Raw genomic sequence first — 18385 nt, forward strand, 5'->3', positions numbered from 1 at the left:
TTCGGGTTCTGAAACGAAATTGGCATGAACGGTTCAGGATTGTCCATGACCATCAGGGACAAATTTCCATTTGAACGATGAACTCTTATGTCAATTTAATTTGAGAATGTAATGAAAAAAACAAATGATCTATTATCTCAAAAAGAATCCTTGCCAAACAGCCTGAGGATTGGACTGTCAAACTGCCTTCTGGTTCTGATTTTTGCTCTGTTTTCGGTTTCTGCTTTTGCTCAAAATAGCAAGCAAATCAGTGGGGTGGTTACGGATAGCCAGGCGAATCCGGTTATTGGTGCTACTGTCATGGTAAAAGGCACTACGATCGGAACAGCAACAGATGTAGACGGGAAATTTACCTTAAATGTTCCCGAGGACACCAGAGTACTTCTTGTTTCATTTATAGGAATGGAACCCAAAGAAGTTGAGCTCAAAAACAAAACAAGTTTTAAAATTTCGCTAAGCGACCAGACGACCGAGTTGGGAGAAACGGTTGTTGTTGGTTACGGACAACAGAAGAAGGAAAGTATTGTGGGCGCCATTGCGCAAACAACCGGAGATGTGCTGGAGCGATCGGCTGGTATTTCCAACGTCGGACAGGCATTAACCGGTAACCTTCCGGGGGTTGTCACGATCTCAAGTACCGGGATGCCCGGGGAAGAGGATCCTCAGATTTTGATTCGTTCAGCCAGCTCGTGGAACAACAGCGAGCCGCTTGTACTGGTCGATGGCGTTGAACGTCCGCTAGGTGCAGTGGATATCGGATCGGTTGAGTCCGTTTCGGTGTTAAAGGATGCGTCAGCCACCGCCGTTTTCGGGGTAAAAGGTGCAAACGGGGTAATTCTGATTACCACCAAACGCGGTCGCGAAGGTTCTGCCAAAATTGATGTGGCGATGAGCGCTACCATGAAAGTGCCTTCAAAACTGCCCAATAAACTGGACTCGTACGATGCCCTGATGGCCCGGAATTATGCAATCGAACATGAGCTTGATTTGACTCCGGAATCGTGGGCTTACATTACGCCACAGGACATTATTGAAAAATACCGCTATCCCGCTAACCTGGAAGAAGCAGAACGCTATCCAAACGTGGATTGGCAGGATGAGCTGTTCAAAAGCTTTGCCATGTCCTACAACGCGAGTGTCAATGTTTCGGGGGGAACTAAAGTCGTGAAGTATTTTGCTGCTGCTGATTTTGTGCACGAAGGCGACCTTTTCGATATTTATGACAACGGCAGAGGTTATCAGTCGGGATACGGTTACAACAGGCTTAACGTACGCAGTAACCTCGATTTTCAATTAACAAAAACAACGACCCTTAAAGTAAACCTGGCCGGTTCCAACGGAGCCAAAAAAAGTCCGTGGAACCAGACAAACTCGTCGGATTGGGCCGTTGCTCAGCAATGGGCCGGTGCTTACAATATTGCGCCCGATGTTTTCTTGCCCGTTTATTCTGACGGTTCGTGGGGGTACTATCCCAATATCGTGAATGTTACGAACTCGGCAGCCAACCTGTCTTTATCAGGGGTTATGAACACCACAACTACCCGGATCAACACCGATTTCATTCTTGATCAAAAATTGGATTTTATTACCAAAGGTTTGAGTATTAGAGGAACGGTGTCCTGGGATAACGTATTTGTTGAATACAACCGCGGTGTCAACGACCTGTACAACGATGCCCAGTACAAATGGATCGATCCTGATACGGGCACGGAATATTATGCAAATGATTTCGACAATAATAATAAGTTCGATTTTATGCAAGGGGTTCTCTGGACGATTGAAGGAGGAACCATGCAAAACTGGGCAACCCAGCGTAACCTGGATTATCAGGTGCAATTAAACTGGTCACGTCAGTTTGGCAAGCACGATATTTCGGCCATGGGATTAGGTAGTCGTAAAGAGCGGGCAACAGGTAGTGTTATCCCTTCATATCGCGAAGACTGGGCATTCCGTACCACTTACAACTATGCTTCAAAATACTTCCTGGAATACAATGGCGCTTACAACGGTTCCGAAAAATTTGATACCAAATACCGGTTCGGATTTTTTAATTCCGGGGCTATTGGCTGGATGATTTCTGAAGAAAATTTCATGCAAAACATCGGTTTCCTGGATATGCTGAAACTACGGGCATCGTATGGTGAAATTGGTGACGACAGCGGCAGTCGCTGGTTGTATATGACCCAATGGGCTTATGCCAATGGTGCAGGAGCGAGTTACATGGATCTGAATGCGACGCAAAGTCCCTATAAATGGTACACCGAAACATCAGTCGGTAACCCCGATGTACGATGGGAAAAAGTAAGTAAGCTCAATGTGGGCGCCGATTATGCTTTCTTCGATGGCTTACTGGCAGGTAGCGCTGAGTATTTCCGCGATGTACGTACCGACATTTTAATTGCCGGTGGAGATCGTTCTGTTCCTTCATACTTTGGAACAACCCCGGCTACTGCAAACCTTGGAGAGGTACATACACATGGTTATGAGTTGCAAGTTCGCATCAATAAGCGGTTATCAAATTCAATGCGTCTTTGGGCCGATTTAAGCATGACCCATGCTGTAAACGAGATTATTAACAGGGATGATCCGCAGTTGTATGCCGATTACCAAAAGCAGGCCGGATACAGTATCGGGCAGACCAGATCGTATGTTGATGCCGGTTATCTGAACTCTTATGATGCCCTTTACGGCAGCCCGGCTTACGATGCAAACGATGCGAATAAATTAACCGGTGACTATTACATTATTGACTTCAATGCCGACGGTGTTGTGGACAGTGAAGACCAGGTGCCGTATGGCTATTCAAGTTCTCCGCAAAATACCTATAACGCGACGATCGGTTTTGAATGGAAAGGCTTTAGCGCATTCGCTCAGTTTTATGGGGTAAACAATGTAACACGTGGTGTCTCGCTTACCAGTTTTGGCAGTATGCTGAATACTGTATACGATCAGGGAAGTTGGTGGTCGGTTGACGATCTGAATGCCGATGTTACGGTTCCTCGTTACGTGTCAAGCACAAGCGGTTACAGTCGGGGTACCCAGTACTTGTACGACGGGTCTTACGTTCGTCTGAAAAATGCTGAAGTTGCTTATACATTAACCAATGGATTTGTTAAGCGACTAGGAATGAGTAGCCTGAAACTCTATTTGAGTGGAAACAACCTCTGGGTGTGGTCGAAAATGCCTGATGACCGTGAATCCAACTTTGCCGGATCGAGCAATACCGGAGCTTATCCTACCATGAAACGCTACAGTTTTGGTGTCAGATTTACATTATAAAATTAGAGACGATGAAACAGCATAAATACAAAATTCTGCTATGGGGCAGTCTACTGTCATTTCTAACATTCGGGTTATTCTCCTGTGAAACTTATTTGGAAAAATCGCCCGATTCAGTTGTATCAGAAGAAACAGCTTTTGAGAATTTTACAAATTTCCAGGGCTTTATCGAAGAAATGTATAACTGCATCCCGGATAAGGAAAAGAAATATTGGACGACTTCATTTAACTGGGGCGACGACGTAATTTTCAATCCCTCAGGTAACTGGCATGTTACTCATCAGATTGATCTGGGTAACTTTTGGGCCTGGCAGGTGGGTAAATTAGGACAGGATGGTTGTTGGTTTGACGACGCATCTGCCAATCCTACTTCCAGCTCAAGGTTTGATCATGGACTTTATTCACATGCGTGGTATTGTATCCGGAAAGCCAATATGGGCCTTGCCAACCTGGATAAGCTGGTCTCGGCAACGGATGAAGAGCGTGATCTTATCGAAGGTCAGTTGTATTTTTTCAGAGCGTGGTGGCATTTCGAGATGATGGAATACCTGGGCGGATTACCTTATGTTGATCAGGTATTGCCTGCCGGCGAAGCACTAACCCTGCCACGGGAATCGTACCAGGAGTGTGCCGATAAAGCCGGTGCGGATCTGAGAAAAGCAGCCGACCTGCTGCCCATCGACTGGGACAATACCACTGTTGGGAAAAATACCCTGGGTAAAAACCAGTTGCGTGTCAACAAAATTATGGCCTTGGGTTATCTGGGGAAAAACTATCTGTGGGCCGCCAGTCCTTTAATGAAAAACGGCGCACAAACCGGTGGCGGAAATACCTATAATTACGATGAGAGTTATGCTCAAAAAGCAGCCGAAGCCTTTGGCGAATTGTTAGCTTTAGTTGAAGGTGGTGAAACCCAATACGAATTGGCCGAGTTCAACTATTCCGATGTCTACAATCATAAAAGGGCAAGTGGTGCTACGAGTTGCTATAGCGACATATTTTATACCTCGGGCCAAAGCTGGTTGATGCCGGGTAGTACTGAAGCGATCTTCAGGGGGCCGTCAAACGATTACAACGGTAGTAACTGGGGAGCCACCAAAACTTGGGGGCCAACGATTAATAACCTGGTTGAAGGGGGAGAAATTCGTACCCCGGCTGCCAATTATGTCAATTTATATGGAATGGAGAATGGCTTGCCTTTGGACGATCCAAATTCAGGCTTCGATCCGGAATACCCATTCAAAAACCGCGACCCGCGCTTTTACCACGACATTGTATTCGACGGCTTCAAGTACGTGAACGGTACCATGACAAACGACATGGAGTATTTGCGTTATTGCGGGCTTGCGACTAACGGAACCATGAGATCGGTTACAAACGGTAGCCGTACCGGTTATTTCATTCAGAAATTAACCCCGCACACGGCCAACAAATACGACGGGTTGTACAACTGGAGCGGTAACCTCCACGTGTACCTGCCTTACATGCGTTTGGGCGATATTTATACCATGTATGCCGAAGCTTGTGCTGCTGTTGGTGGCGCCAGCGCAAAAGCATCCAATTTCTCGAAAACGGCCGAAGAGGCCATTAATACCTTGCGCGACCGCGTGGGAGCTGGCCATGTGGGCGCTTCTTACACGGGGAGTCGGGATGCTTTTATCGATGAAGTGAGAAGGGAACGTGCTGTTGAACTGTCGTTCGAAGGATTTCGTTTTAACGACCTGCAGCGCTGGTTGCTGCTCACCGAATACCCGTATAATATTAAAACGTCTCAGGAATTCGACCGGGTTGAAGACAATAGCTTCTTTACGGACAATGACCCCAAAGATGCTAGAGTATCCAACTTTAGGGAAGAACTTATTTTAACTCGCGATTTCGGAACGAAACACTATTGGTTTCCTTTAAAAATTGAAGATGTATCCATGTATCCGGAGTTCTACCAAAACCCCGGGTGGTAATCTTACTGAGTTAAAGTAGCATGTAATATTAAAGGAATTAAAAAATGAAATATATACAAAGACGATTCATTTTATATGCAATGTTTGCATTACTTCCCTATTTGTCGGAGGCACAAACAGTTGCGCTAACCGGATCTGATTCGCTTAAGAACGATGAAGATCAGTTGGTTCAGGTCGCCTACCGGAAGGTAGCACAAAACGACCTTCTGGGAGGAGTTTCTGTAGTCAATTACGAAGAGTTGACAAAGAAAAATTATAATACCTATACCCTCGATAACCTGCAGGGCTACATCGGTGGCTGGAATGGTAATTCGTTGTGGGGAATGGACGAATACCTGGTTTTGGTCGACGGGGTTCCGCGCGACGCAAATAACGTTTCACCAACGGAAGTTGCCCAGGTTACTTTTCTGAAAGGGGCATCGGCAGTGGTGTTATACGGTAGCCGGGCAGCCAAGGGTGTCATCTACATAACAACCAAGAGAGGGCAGGAAGGAAAACTGAAAATTGATGTACGTGCCAATACCGGCATGTCCGTTCCCAAAAGTTATCCGAAATACCTTGGCTCGGCAGAATATATGACGCTGTATAACGAGGCCCGCGCAAACGATGGTTTAAGTGCTTTATATAGCGATGAAGAGATCTACAACTACGGTTCAGGAGCAAATCCATATCGTTACCCGAATGTCGATTTTTATTCGTCGGAATTCTTAAAAAGTGCCTATAACCGAACCGATGTAAGCACCGAGATCTCAGGTGGAGGTGAGCGTGCACGTTTTTATACCAATGTTGGATTTAATTACGCTGACGATCTGCTGAATTTTGGCGAAGCCAAAAAGAATAATACCAATCGTTTAAATGTTCGCGGTAATGTAGACCTGAAACTGAACGATTTTATCACGGCTTATATCGATGCCAATGTCACTTTTTATAATTCGAGAAGTGCCAACAGTAACAATGGTAGTTACTGGAGTTCGGCAGCAAGCTTGCGTCCGAACCGTGTTGCTCCGTTAATTCCGCTGAGTTATATTGATCCGAACGATTTGGCTTCTCATGAGCTAATTAATGGAAGTAACAATATTATTGGCGGTCAGTATTTTCTTGGCGGAACACAGGTTGATCAAAGCAACGTATTTGCCGACTATTATGCAGCCGGACACAGCACCTGGACCAGCCGCCAGTTTCAATTCGATACCGGTCTTGATTTCGATTTGAAAGGATTGCTGGACGGACTTGCGTTCCACACCTTGTTTGCTGTCGACTATGCCACCTCGTATTCTACTTCCTACAATAACTCGTATGCTGTTTACGCACCAAGCTGGTACAATTACAACGGTGCCGATGTTATTGGCGGTTTAACCAAGTACAATAAAGACGAAAAATCGGGTGTGCAAAACATCAGCGGAAGTACAAGTAACCAAACGGTTGCTTTCTCGGGGTATTTTACCTACAAAAAATCGGTAAATGATGTGCATAACTTTTCTGCCATGCTGTTAGCTTCAGCTTTTCAGAAAACACAAACAACAGTTTATCACAGGACCAGCAACGCAAACCTCGGATTTCAGCTGTGCTATGATTACAAGGACAAGTATTTCGCCGATTTTAGCACCGCTTTGGTTCACTCGGCAAAATTAGCCGAAGGTCACCGCGAAGCGCTTTCTCCCTCATTGACCTTGGGCTGGAAATTGCACAACGAAGATTTTCTGGCCAATTCGTCCGTAATCGACGAACTTGTATGGAGTGTTTCCGGAAGTATTTTGAATACCGATTTGGATGTGAAATACGGCGACGACGAGTACTACTTATACGAAGGAACCTACACCCAGGCCGACGGTGCCTGGTGGGGCTGGTACGACGGGGCATCGGAACACTCGACCAACTCGGTTAGAGGCGCCAACGAGGATCTCACCTTTATTAAAAGAAAAGAATTCTCGACGAATGTGAATGCTTCTTTATGGAACAGGTTGATTACGGTGAATACGTCTTTCTTCATGAATTCGATGGAAGGATTGATTATCCGGCCATCAACGCTTTTCCCCAACTATTTCTTTACCTACTATCCCGACGCTTCGTTTATTCCGTATGTCAATTACGACAACAACAAACGCACCGGGGTTGATTTCAGTGTCAATTATAACAAGAAGGTTGGAGAAGTTGACTTTTCATTAGGCGTGTCGGGTACTTATTATACGACAAAAGCTACCCAGCGCGATGAAAATTACGAGTACGACTACCAAAACCGGGTTGGAAAAGCAATTGATGGTATCTGGGGATTGGAAAGTGCCGGTTTGTTCCAAAATCAGGAGGAGATCGACGCATCTGCGGAGCAAACTTTTGGTGGCACCGTTAAACCCGGCGACATCAAATATGTTGACCAGAACGACGATGGAGTTATTGATGATAAAGACAATGTATTTCTGGAAAAAGGTGGCTGGTACGGCGCTCCCCTCACCTTGGGCGTTAACCTGACAGCCAAGTGGAAAGGCCTTACATTCTTCGCTTTGGGAACCGGAAGTTTTGGCGCTTATGGTATGAAAAACAATTCGTACTACTGGGTTTATGGCGATGGCAAATATTCGGAGCTTGTTCGCGACAGATGGACTGAAGCGACGGCAGCAACAGCCACTTACCCCAGGTTAACCACCGAAAGCGGAAGTAATAATTTCCGGAGTTCTGATTATTGGTTGTATAAAACCAACCGTTTCAATCTGGCTAAAGTTCAGGTAACCTACGACATACCGGAACAAAAGTTGGGGAACTCGATCATTAAAGGGCTCTCTGCTTATGTCAGCGGATCAAACCTGTTAACGATTTCGAAAGAACGCGAAACCTTGGAATTAAGCGTAGGTAGCGCTCCGCAAACACGATTCTATAATGTCGGTATAAAAGCCACGTTCTAACGGATAAGTAATAAAAAAGTAATTCGATTATGAAAAATATATTAAAACTTTTAATACTGGTCGTTCTGTTGCCGGTTGCCGCTTGCGACGATTTGCTTGAACCCGCAATTGAGAACAACAGGGGACTGGAGGCTATGTATGAGGAACCATCTTATGCACAAGGTATTTTAGCCAACGCATATATTCTTCTCCCGTACTCAGGCACGCCGAATAGCGACCTGGCAACCGACGATGCTGTTTCTAACGATAACAGCAATAGTTATCTGGCAATGGCAACCGGTTCGTGGACCTCGGAGACTAATCCGGTGTCGCAATGGCAGGGGCGCCGAAACGCAATTCAGTACATTAACCTGTTTCTCGAAAATGTGGATCAGGTTGTCTGGAGTAAGGACGAAGTCATTAGTTCGATGTATAATGATAAGCTGAAAGGTGAAGCTTACGGCTTGCGTGCCATTCAGTTATACTATCTTTTATTGGCTCACGGCGGATGGACCAGTGGTGGCGAATTGTTGGGTGTGCCAAACCTGACAGCGTCTGAAAACACGTCTTCAGATTTTAACGTGCCGAGAAACACCTTCCAGGAATGTATCGATCAAATCATGTCGGATGCCGATGAAGCTATCGATCTGCTTCCGCTTGATTTTGGTGATATTTCCAGTTCCGAGATCCCTGCTAAATATGTGTCCCTGGGAGTAACAAATTCGAGCGACTACAACCGTGTTTTTGGAAACCTGATGCGTGGCCGTCTTACCGGTCGTATTGTTGAAGCGGTGCGTGCCCAGGCTGCACTCTTAGCCGCCAGCCCTGCTTATAGTGCAGGAACTACGGTAAGTTGGGAGGATGCTGCCAACTACGCCGCGACTGTTCTGGACCGTATCGGTGGCGTTAGTGGTTTGGCCGCAAACGGAAATACCTGGTATGTCAATACTTCCGAAATTGCAAGCCTTGCGGCCGGGGCAAATCCTGCTGAGATTATCTGGAGAAGCGATGTTAGTCAAAGCAATACGCTGGAGGCTGATAACTTTCCTCCTTCACAGTATGGCGACGGGCGTGTAAACCCAACACAAAACCTGGTCGATGCTTTCCCGATGTTAAACGGTTACCCAATCGACGACGCCAATAGCGGCTATGACGAGAATAACCCGTATGCGAACCGCGACCCGCGTTTGTCGGATTACATTGTGGTTAACGGAAGTACCCAAGGCCCGAATAGCGACGTAATTACAACTGGAACCTATGGTACCAATAACGATGCAATTAACCGCGAGAGTGGATACTCAACCCGCACTGGTTACTACCTGCGCAAGTTGTTACGCTACGATTGTAACCCGAATCCGAATTACGATACCCAGCAAAAGCACTATACAGCGCGCATTCGCTATACCGAAATTTTCCTGAATTATGCCGAAGCTGCCAACGAAGCCTGGGGGCCAACCGGAAACGGAGGGCATACCTATTCAGCTTATGATGTGATTAAAGCAATTCGCGAAAGAGCCGGAATTGGCACAGCGAACAACGATGCTTACCTGGAATCGGTTAAAGGCGACAAGGAGCAAATGAGAGAGCTGATCCGGAATGAAAGACGCCTGGAGCTGTGCTTCGAGAACAAACGGTTCTGGGATTTGCGCCGGTGGAAAGTGTCACTGGGCGACCTGAACGAAACAGCTGCCGGAGTGCAAATTGATCAAACAAACGGCACCTTAAGCTATACCCCTGTCAATGTTGAATTGAGAACATACAAGGACTATATGTATTATGGCCCGATACCTTATGGTGAAGTACAAAAGTGGAGTAACCTGCAACAAAATGCAGGCTGGTAATTCACCGATTAATAACATGATAAAGATTGTAAAATATGAAACAGTTTAAATTAATATTGATCTTATCTGTCGGATTATTTTCCTTACTGGTAACTTCTTGTCATAACCAGGAGTTTGATTTCCCTGACTATGATTATTCTTCCGTTTACTTTGCCTATCAATATCCGGTGAGGACGATTGTTCTGGGTGAAGACAGAACGGCCGACAATACCCTGGATAACGAGCATAAATGTAAAATCTATGCAACAATGGGTGGTGTGTATTCCAATGATAATTCGATTGCAATTGACATTGCTGTTGATAATTCGTTGTGCAATAATTTATACTTCGACGAGGACTTTGCTTCTCCCGTTACTGCAATGCCATCGAACTATTTTTCAATGGCAGCTGATCAGATTGTGCTGGACAAAACACTGACTGATGGTGTTGAAATCCAATTGACAGATGCCTTTTTTGCCGATCCGGACGCATTGACCAATACCTATGTGATCCCATTGCGGATGACTAGTGTGGCCAATGCTGATTCAATTCTTTCAGGGCAACCAAAGTCAGCCACTGCCAATAGTGTGAACTCGGCGGATTGGGACGTGCTTCCCAAGGACTATGTGCTTTATTGCGTCAAGTTTATTAACCCATGGCACGGGTATTACCTGCGCCGTGGTGTTGACCAGATTACTGAAGGAGCTTCAAGCACGACCAATGTCAGACACGAAACTTATGTGGAAGACGATGAGGTTTGTGAAATGACAACCGCTTCATTAACAACCGTTGAATATCCGGTAAGTGTTGTAAATACCAGTAATGTGGCCGAAACATGTACATTGCTCCTAACCTTCAATGGGAATGGATGTACCGTTTCAACAACCGATGAGGGTTTCACGGCTTCGGGTAGTGGCTCTTATGTTGTTGATGGTGAAAAGAACAGTTGGGGAAATACGGACCGTAGTGCAATCTATCTCGATTATACCATTGACATGGACGGTAAAACCTACGCGACAAAAGATACCCTTGTTGCCCGTAACCGAGGTGTTGTTTTGGAAACATTCTCTCCATCTTATAACGAAAATTAATCGCTTAAATCAAGATGAATATGAAATATTTAAATAAAATATTGCTTGGTGCGGTTACGCTTTCGGTAATGGTATCTTGCGTCGACGATAGTTTGCTGGACTACAAGGTGGAAAAACCGGAAAGCATTGCCCAGCTGGAGTATCTGAACGATTACGATGTGCTGAAATCTTATGTCGATCGCAGCACTGACCCCGACTTTAAGTTGGGGGCTGGTGTGTCGGTTGGCGATTTCAACAAACAAGGGTTGGCATACAGCCAAATCGTCAGCAATTTTGATGAAATGACGGCCGGCTGGGAAATGAAACACGGCGCTGTCGTACAGAGCGACGGAAGTTTGGATCTTACGAGTATAGAGAAATTTGCAGCTACAGCCCAAGAGGGTGGCCTGAGCATTTTTGGACACACCCTGTGCTGGCATGCCAATCAAAATGCAACTTACCTGAATGGCGTAATTGCCCCCTTAGCCGTCGAACCTCAGGTTATTGCCAACTCGTTGGATCAGAGTGGTCTGGAAGATGGCTCGTTTAATGGCTGGGGAACGGATAACAGCGGAGAGGGTATTACCATCGAAACCGGTGGAGGAATGGCTGCCGGCACCGATGCTATAAAGCTGGTTGCCTCGTCAGCTTCATCAGAGGCAACGGAACTTCAGCTGACAACTCCGGATGTTACCCTCGTTGAAGGGCATGCCTATAAAATTATTCTTTACATTAAGTCAGATCAAGTCGGCGAAGGACGTCTTTCCTTCCAAGGCTTGTCAAACAACACACCATCAAAAGACTGGATGGGGACGGGGGCAGCTACCGAAACCTTTGTAACACAAAAATACTGGAAAAAGGTAGAATGCCAGGTAAACGATTTTGAAGCCGGTACATTTAAAGTTAATCTGGACTTAGGCTATCAACCTGGCGTTACTTACTATGTTGATGTCGATAACTTCTTTGTTATCGACACCCAGGGAGAAGCTTCTTTTGTTAACCTGATTAACAATGGCGATTTTGAAGCCGGAAATATTAACGGCTGGGGAGGCTGGGGAAATTCCTCTACGCGAACCTTGTCTGCTGATGGCGAAGGATATGGCGGATCTGGTTACTGCATTAAAGTTTATAACCCGTCGGCGGTTAATTTCTGGGAAGTGCAATCTGCTTACACGTTTGATGCTCCTTTGGAAGAAGGAGAAGAATATGTGTTGAGTTTTTATATCAGACATGACAATCCGAATGGAGACATCAGACCAGAGTTACAAAGTAGTTCGTGGCAGGATGGTGCAGACGGTTTTGGAACCGTTTACCTAAATAACGACTGGACTAAAGTGGAATTACCGGTTACTCCAACTTCTGGTGAGCGTATTAATTTGATTATCAGTTACGGCTCAATGGCGGGAACAGTCTACATGGATAATTTTGTGCTTGCGAAAGCCTCTGGCGGTTCTTCGGAAGAAGGATTTGTTGTCGAAAAAAGCGATGAGGCCAAAAAAGAATTGGTTGACGCAGCCTTGACTGATTGGATCTCTCAAATGGTCACAAATACCAAAGATTACGTCAAAGCCTGGGATGTGGTCAACGAACCAATGGATGACGGCAGCCCTTACGACCTGAAATCGGGCATCGGTAAAACAGACTTGGCAGCCGATGAGTTCTACTGGCAGGATTACCTGGGCAAAGATTATGCTGTTATGGCTTTCAACCTGGCTGCTCAGTACGGAAACAGTGACGATAAATTGTTCATCAACGATTATAACCTGGAGTACAATCTGGATAAGTGTAAAGGCTTGATCGCTTACGTGGAGTATATCGAGAGTAAAGGTGCCCGGGTCGATGGCATCGGAACCCAAATGCACATTAACGTCAGTTCGGATAAGGATAAGATTAGCCAAATGTTCGAACTGCTCGCTGCTACCGGGAAATTGATTAAAATTTCGGAATTGGATATCGGTATCGACGGCAAAAAAACATCAGAGGCGACTGACGAAGATTACCAAGCGCAAGCAGAGATGTACAAATATGTTGTCCAAAAATATTTTGAACTGATTCCCGCAGCGCAACGATATGGAATTACGGCTTGGAGTCCGCTTGATAGTCCGGCGAGCTCATCGTGGAGGGCAGGAGAGCCCATTGGTTTATGGACCGAGGGGTATTCCAGAAAGCCTGCTTATGGCGGATTCGCCGATGGATTTGAGAGTAACTAAGAAGCATATATACTATTTTGTCATTGGAAGGGAGATTGTCTGTTTGGGACAGTCTCCCTTTGTTTTATTTGTGCCGGCTTCGGATTACAAACCGGAGATACAATATTGGGTAAATAAGAAGACTTCCTTGGATTGATACAGGCGCTACAGATCTCTTAAAATGACTTTGTGTATAAAATTAGAACTGAAATATTCGAAATTAGAAGTCAGCTTCGGAGAGGTGGTTTATTTTTGAAAGTACGGAATAGCTTATTGGCTGTTTCGCTGAGCGAAAATACAGATTCGTTTAAAACCAAATTTATCAAACCAATTCAATGACTAAACCAAACCAATTACAGCTATCCCTTTTGGGGATATTTTTCCTGCTTTTGTCGGGATGTTCAACTGATACGAATGACGAAATTGCAGTATCCGTTTCTCTAGCTTTCGATGAAAGTTCTCTTCCAACTGAAGATCTTCCTGCTGATGGTGGCGATGTTGTTCTGGACGTGAATTGGGCTAATACGAATTGGACGGTTAAGGCAGGAGATGCTGTAAGCGGTGAAAAATTTATTAGTCAAATTACACCCGGTTCAGGAGGGGATGCCGATAAAGGTGACTCCCAAACTACTGTCACAGTTTCCTTTTCTGCAAACCAGACGATGAGCGCTAACCAGCAGAAAATTATCCTACGTTCGTATAGTGGCGGGCAAGCTGACACAATTATTCTGAAGCAAGCCGCTAAACCAACTCCCAAGATTAATATTTCTTTAGACCCCAATACCAGCTATCAGACAATTTCCGGATTTGGTGGCGCCAATATGATCTGGGGTACGGATTATTTAAGCGAAAGTGAAATGAACTTAGCTTTTGGTACCGGGGATGATGATTTAGGACTCTCAATATTGCGGGTACGTTTGTCCTCGGATAAAAATGACTGGGCTGGATTGGTAAATACCATTAAGCTGGCGAATGAGCGTAAAGTAAAGGTACTGGCCAGTCCCTGGTCTCCGCCGGCAGAATGGAAAAGCAATAGCAGCACCGACGGAGGCGGACATTTGCAGGAAGAGCACTATGCTGATTTTGCGAACTATATTAATGAGTTTATCCAATATATGGATTCACAGGGTGCCACGGTTGATGTGGTTTCAATTCAAAACGAACCCGATTGGCTAGCCGGTTACGAAGGTTGTGAGTATACCATCGCTCAACTGTTAAATTTTATGAAGAACAATGCCGGTTCCATTTCCGGAGCCAAAGTTCTGGCTGCTGAGTCTCTAAATTCGAATCATGCTTATACGGACGACATTTTGAATGATCCGAACGCCGCAGCGAATCTCGATATTGTTGGCGGACATTTATATGGCTCGGGACTGACAAGTTATCCGCTTGCAGTGCAAAAAGGGAAAGAAATATGGATGACAGAACACCTGCTAAATCTGGACAGCGGTAATAATCCGGATAATTGGACAGCAGATACCCCTGTTGGTCGTGTTTGGAACGAAACCATGGAAATGGTGACGGAAATTCAGACCTGTTTGAGTTATAACTGGAATGCTTATATCTGGTGGTATATCCGTCGGTATTATTCGTTTCTGGGAGATGGTGAGCGAGGAACAACTCGTGGCCAGATTCTGAAACGAGGTTATGCGATGTCTCAGTTCTCAAAGTTTATCCGTCCGGGATACGTTCGAATTAAAGCAGAACTTGATAACACAACAACAGCATTGAGTTTGACGGCTTATCAGGGTGATGATAAGTTGGTAATTGTTGTTGTCAATCCCTCTGATTCCGAAATTCCGGAGGTGACCATCGCATTACCCAGTTCCGCATCATTGGCCACTGCATACACGACCTCTGAGCTTGTTAATCGCAAGAAGGAGTTGCTTGTTTCGAATGATTCGGGAGTCGGGTTAAACATACCCGCAAAGAGTATAATAACGATTGTTGTCACGAATTAGGACAGAAAAATTAGAAACAAAAAGCAATTCAGGAATATGTTTTTTATAGGTAAAATGAGGAGGCTGCTGTTTTTCTGTACATTATGCGCATTGATGAGCTGTAACGCGCAGGTGAATCAGATGATCGGCGGGCGCCAACGAATTCGGATTAACAACGATTGGCACTTTTTCAAATACCCTTCAGACTCACTTGCTGATAAGTTGATTTACGATGTTCGTCCGCAAACCGACGAGGGCAATCTGGTGAAAGACGCCGATTCGAAACCGACAGAAAGTGTCGGTCTAAAGTCGAAAGCCGATGTTTTAAAGCCCTGGATATTACCTTCGGCCAACAAGTTTATCGCCGAAGCAAACCCACGGCACCTGCGCCCCGAAGGGAATCCTGGTGGCGATTTCCCTTTTGTGCAGCCTGATTTCGACGACCACGAATGGGAAACGGTCAGGCTACCCCATGATTGGGCCATCAAAGGCCCGTTTCAGGAAGGCTGGGATTCGGAAGTGGGAGGCGGCATGGGCCGTTTGCCTTCAAACGGGGTCGCCTGGTACCGTAAAAAGATTGCTGTTCCGGCCTCGGACAAAGGCAAATCCATTTTCCTGGATATCGATGGTGCCATGTCCTACGCCATGGTTTGGTGTAACGGGCACTTGGTTGGTGGTTGGCCCTATGGTTATGCATCTTTCCGGCTCGATTTAACGCCTTATTTGGTTTATGGGCGAGACAACCAGTTGGCTATTCGCCTGGACAACCCGAACTATTCGTCACGCTGGTATCCGGGCGGCGGGCTGTACAGGAATGTCTGGCTTGTCAAAACCAATCCGGTTCATGTCGGGCAATGGGGCACTTACATCAGTTCAAAAAATAGTTCAAAAGAATCGGCAACAGTTCTTTTAGACCTGAAACTCGATAATGATTCCCCGACAGATGCTTCAGTTCAGCTTGAAAGCAAAATATACGCCTTGGATGCTGAAGGAAACCGGACAGCGACAGCTGTTGCCTCATTTTCGTTGGTGGATGCGATGGTGCCCGCGGGGGAAAGCGTTCAGCTGAAGGATTCTGTTTTGGTCGAAAACCCGGCACTCTGGGGGCCGTCTCCATCTCAAACCCAGAATTTGTATGTGGCAGTAACCAATGTTTTGAAAAATGGCGAAACGATTGACACTTACGAAACCCGTTTTGGCATCCGCGACATTCAAGTTGACCCCGATAACGGGCTAGTTGTAAATGGTGAAAAAATTAAAATTCAAGGGGTAAACCAGCACCATGATTTAGGTGCATTGGGCTCCGCATTCAATAAGCGGGCTGCTGAACGGCAGTTGCAAATACTGGCAGAAATGGGCTGCAACGCCATTCGACTGGCTCACAATCCACCGGCGCCGGAGTTGCTCGAACTAACGGACCGCATGGGATTCCTGGTAATCGACGAAATTTTTGACTCGTGGGAGCGAAAGAAAACGCCGTACGATTTTCATTTGATTTTCCCGGATTGGTCGGAACCGGATACACGGGCATTCATCCGTCGCGACCGGAATCATCCCTCGGTAATAGACTGGAGCTTCGGGAACGAAGTGGGCGAACAATATACCGGTGCTGCCGGCGCAGCAGTGGCTCAGCGACTGGTTGATTTTGTGAAACAGGAAGATCCGATACGTCCGACCATCACGGCGATGAACTTTGCCAAGCCGTTTATGGAATTGCCCGCAGTTGCCGATATGATCGGCCTGAACTACCAGGGCGAAGGAATCCGGCAGGACAAGATGTTTGAAGGAACCGACCGGATTCGTACAGCCCCGCAATACGAGGCATTTCACGCGAAATTTCCGGATAAAATGATTATAAGCACCGAAACAGCTTCGGCTTTTAGTAGTCGTGGTGTGTACCTTTTCCCCGTAACCGATGCGGTTAGCTCACCGGTTCGCGACGGGATGGGCGGCGATTCAAAATTGGCACAGGTCAGTTCGTACGAGCTGTACGCGGTTGATTTTGGCTCCAGCGCCGATAAGGTGTTTGCTGCCCAGGATGCGCATCCGTTTGTGGCCGGCGAATTTGTATGGAATGGTTTCGACTACCTGGGTGAACCGACACCTTATTATCAGTCGCGCAGTTCCTATTCCGGAATCATCGACCTGGCTGGCTTCCCCAAAGACCGTTTTTACCTGTATCAGTCGCGCTGGCGCCCCGATTATCCGATGGTGCACATTCTGCCGCACTGGAACTGGCCGGACCGGCTCGGACAAATTACCCCGGTGCATGTGTTTACCTCAGGCGACGAAGTGGAATTGTTCCTGAATGGAAAATCGCTGGGTAAAAAGAAAAAAGGCGAATACGAGTACCGCCTGCGTTGGGACGGTGTGCTTTACGAACCGGGCGAGTTGAAAGCTGTAGCTTATAAGAATGGTCAAAAGTGGGCTGAAGAAGTTGTTCGCACGACCGGTGACGCGACTCAGTTGTTGGCCGAAGCAGATCGCAGCGAACTAATTGCCGATGGCGACGACCTGGCATTTATAAGCGTGAAAGTCGCCGATAAAGATGGCCTGACGGTGCCGGATGCGTCGAATCTGATTCAGTTTAAGATACAGGGCCCGGGCGAAATTGTAGCGACCGACAATGGCGATCCAACCAACATGAAATCATTTGCTCTTCCCGAACGGGAGGCTTTCAATGGCTTGGCCTTGGTGATTGTTCGCGCTAAGGTAGGCGAGCCGGGAACCATCACCTTAACGGCCGGATCAAATGGCTTGCAAATGGCGCGGATTCAAATCCGAGGAAAATAAAATGCCGGAGAATTGTCATTTGAATCTCAGCTTTTCTGAAAATTGATTTATTAAAACCGATATAACTAAAAAATTATGGAAATAATGAAATTGACACTTTTTTTCGTTTTCCTACTATCGATTTCCAAGGCTTTATTGCTCTTTTTTATTGGTCTTCTGGTTAAAGCACTTTTTGAGTCACTCGTACCTAATTTATTGAATAATTATGCAATGAATTGCGGTGGAGACTGGACTTCTAGTAATCTGGTTAAGTGGGGGAAATGGATAGGCGTGGCAATCATTTTAGTCGCCGTGCTCTACGGTGTACAGTCCTTCGTTCAGTGGCTGGTGAGCATGCAGATTCCCAATACGGTACGAGAAATGATGTTGAACAATTAAAATATGAAGGGCTTCTGTTGTGCTAATCATCGATAATCCTTCGGCCTAATAAATGATAGAAAATAAAGCCAAAAAACAATGA

Annotated in this window: 9 protein-coding genes; all 9 read left to right on the top strand. The window is 46.0% G+C overall.

Translation table 11 applies throughout. The features are described 5' to 3' along the window. Window positions 1-111: 111 nt before the first annotated feature. The 9 genes from C8N47_RS04710 to C8N47_RS04750 all read left to right on the top strand — a co-directional run bounded on the left by C8N47_RS04710 (window position 112) and on the right by C8N47_RS04750 (window position 18303). Window positions 112-3279: a SusC/RagA family TonB-linked outer membrane protein gene (locus tag C8N47_RS04710; RefSeq protein ID WP_107821380.1), complete on the top strand. Its 3168-nt coding sequence runs from the start codon at window positions 112-114 to the stop codon at window positions 3277-3279. 11 nt (window positions 3280-3290) lie between these two features. Further along, entirely contained in the window at window positions 3291-5237 is a 1947-nt protein-coding gene (locus C8N47_RS04715; RefSeq protein ID WP_107821381.1) for a RagB/SusD family nutrient uptake outer membrane protein, read from the top strand. A gap of 44 nt (window positions 5238-5281) precedes the next feature. Next, window positions 5282-8134 (top strand): SusC/RagA family TonB-linked outer membrane protein, encoded by a 2853-nt coding sequence (locus C8N47_RS04720; protein ID WP_107821382.1) that lies wholly within the window; start codon window positions 5282-5284, stop codon window positions 8132-8134. A gap of 29 nt (window positions 8135-8163) precedes the next feature. Then, window positions 8164-9954 (top strand): RagB/SusD family nutrient uptake outer membrane protein, encoded by a 1791-nt coding sequence (locus C8N47_RS04725; protein ID WP_107821383.1) that lies wholly within the window; start codon window positions 8164-8166, stop codon window positions 9952-9954. A 35-nt stretch (window positions 9955-9989) separates the two neighbouring features. Continuing rightward, a complete protein-coding gene (locus C8N47_RS04730; RefSeq protein WP_107821384.1) occupies window positions 9990-11024 on the top strand; it encodes a DUF5627 domain-containing protein in 1035 nt (344 codons plus the stop codon). Between the two features lie 20 nt (window positions 11025-11044). Then, complete coding sequence (locus C8N47_RS04735; RefSeq protein WP_211316040.1) at window positions 11045-13213, top strand: endo-1,4-beta-xylanase; 2169 nt, start codon at window positions 11045-11047, stop codon at window positions 13211-13213. A gap of 314 nt (window positions 13214-13527) precedes the next feature. Continuing rightward, on the top strand, window positions 13528-15153 hold the full coding sequence (locus C8N47_RS04740) for a glycoside hydrolase (RefSeq protein ID WP_245915668.1): 1626 nt from the start codon (window positions 13528-13530) through the stop codon (window positions 15151-15153). Window positions 15154-15246: 93 nt separating this feature from the next. Then, the gene (galB, locus tag C8N47_RS04745) at window positions 15247-17925 is read left to right on the top strand and encodes a beta-galactosidase GalB (RefSeq protein WP_107821387.1); all 2679 of its coding nucleotides are present in this window, start codon (window positions 15247-15249) and stop codon (window positions 17923-17925) included. Between the two features lie 84 nt (window positions 17926-18009). Beyond that, on the top strand, window positions 18010-18303 hold the full coding sequence (locus C8N47_RS04750; protein ID WP_146161432.1) for a hypothetical protein: 294 nt from the start codon (window positions 18010-18012) through the stop codon (window positions 18301-18303). The last annotated feature ends 82 nt before the right edge of the window (window positions 18304-18385 follow it).

It is taken from the genome of Mangrovibacterium marinum, from assembly GCF_003046625.1.
Taxonomy (GTDB): Bacteria; Bacteroidota; Bacteroidia; order Bacteroidales; family Prolixibacteraceae; genus Mangrovibacterium; species Mangrovibacterium marinum.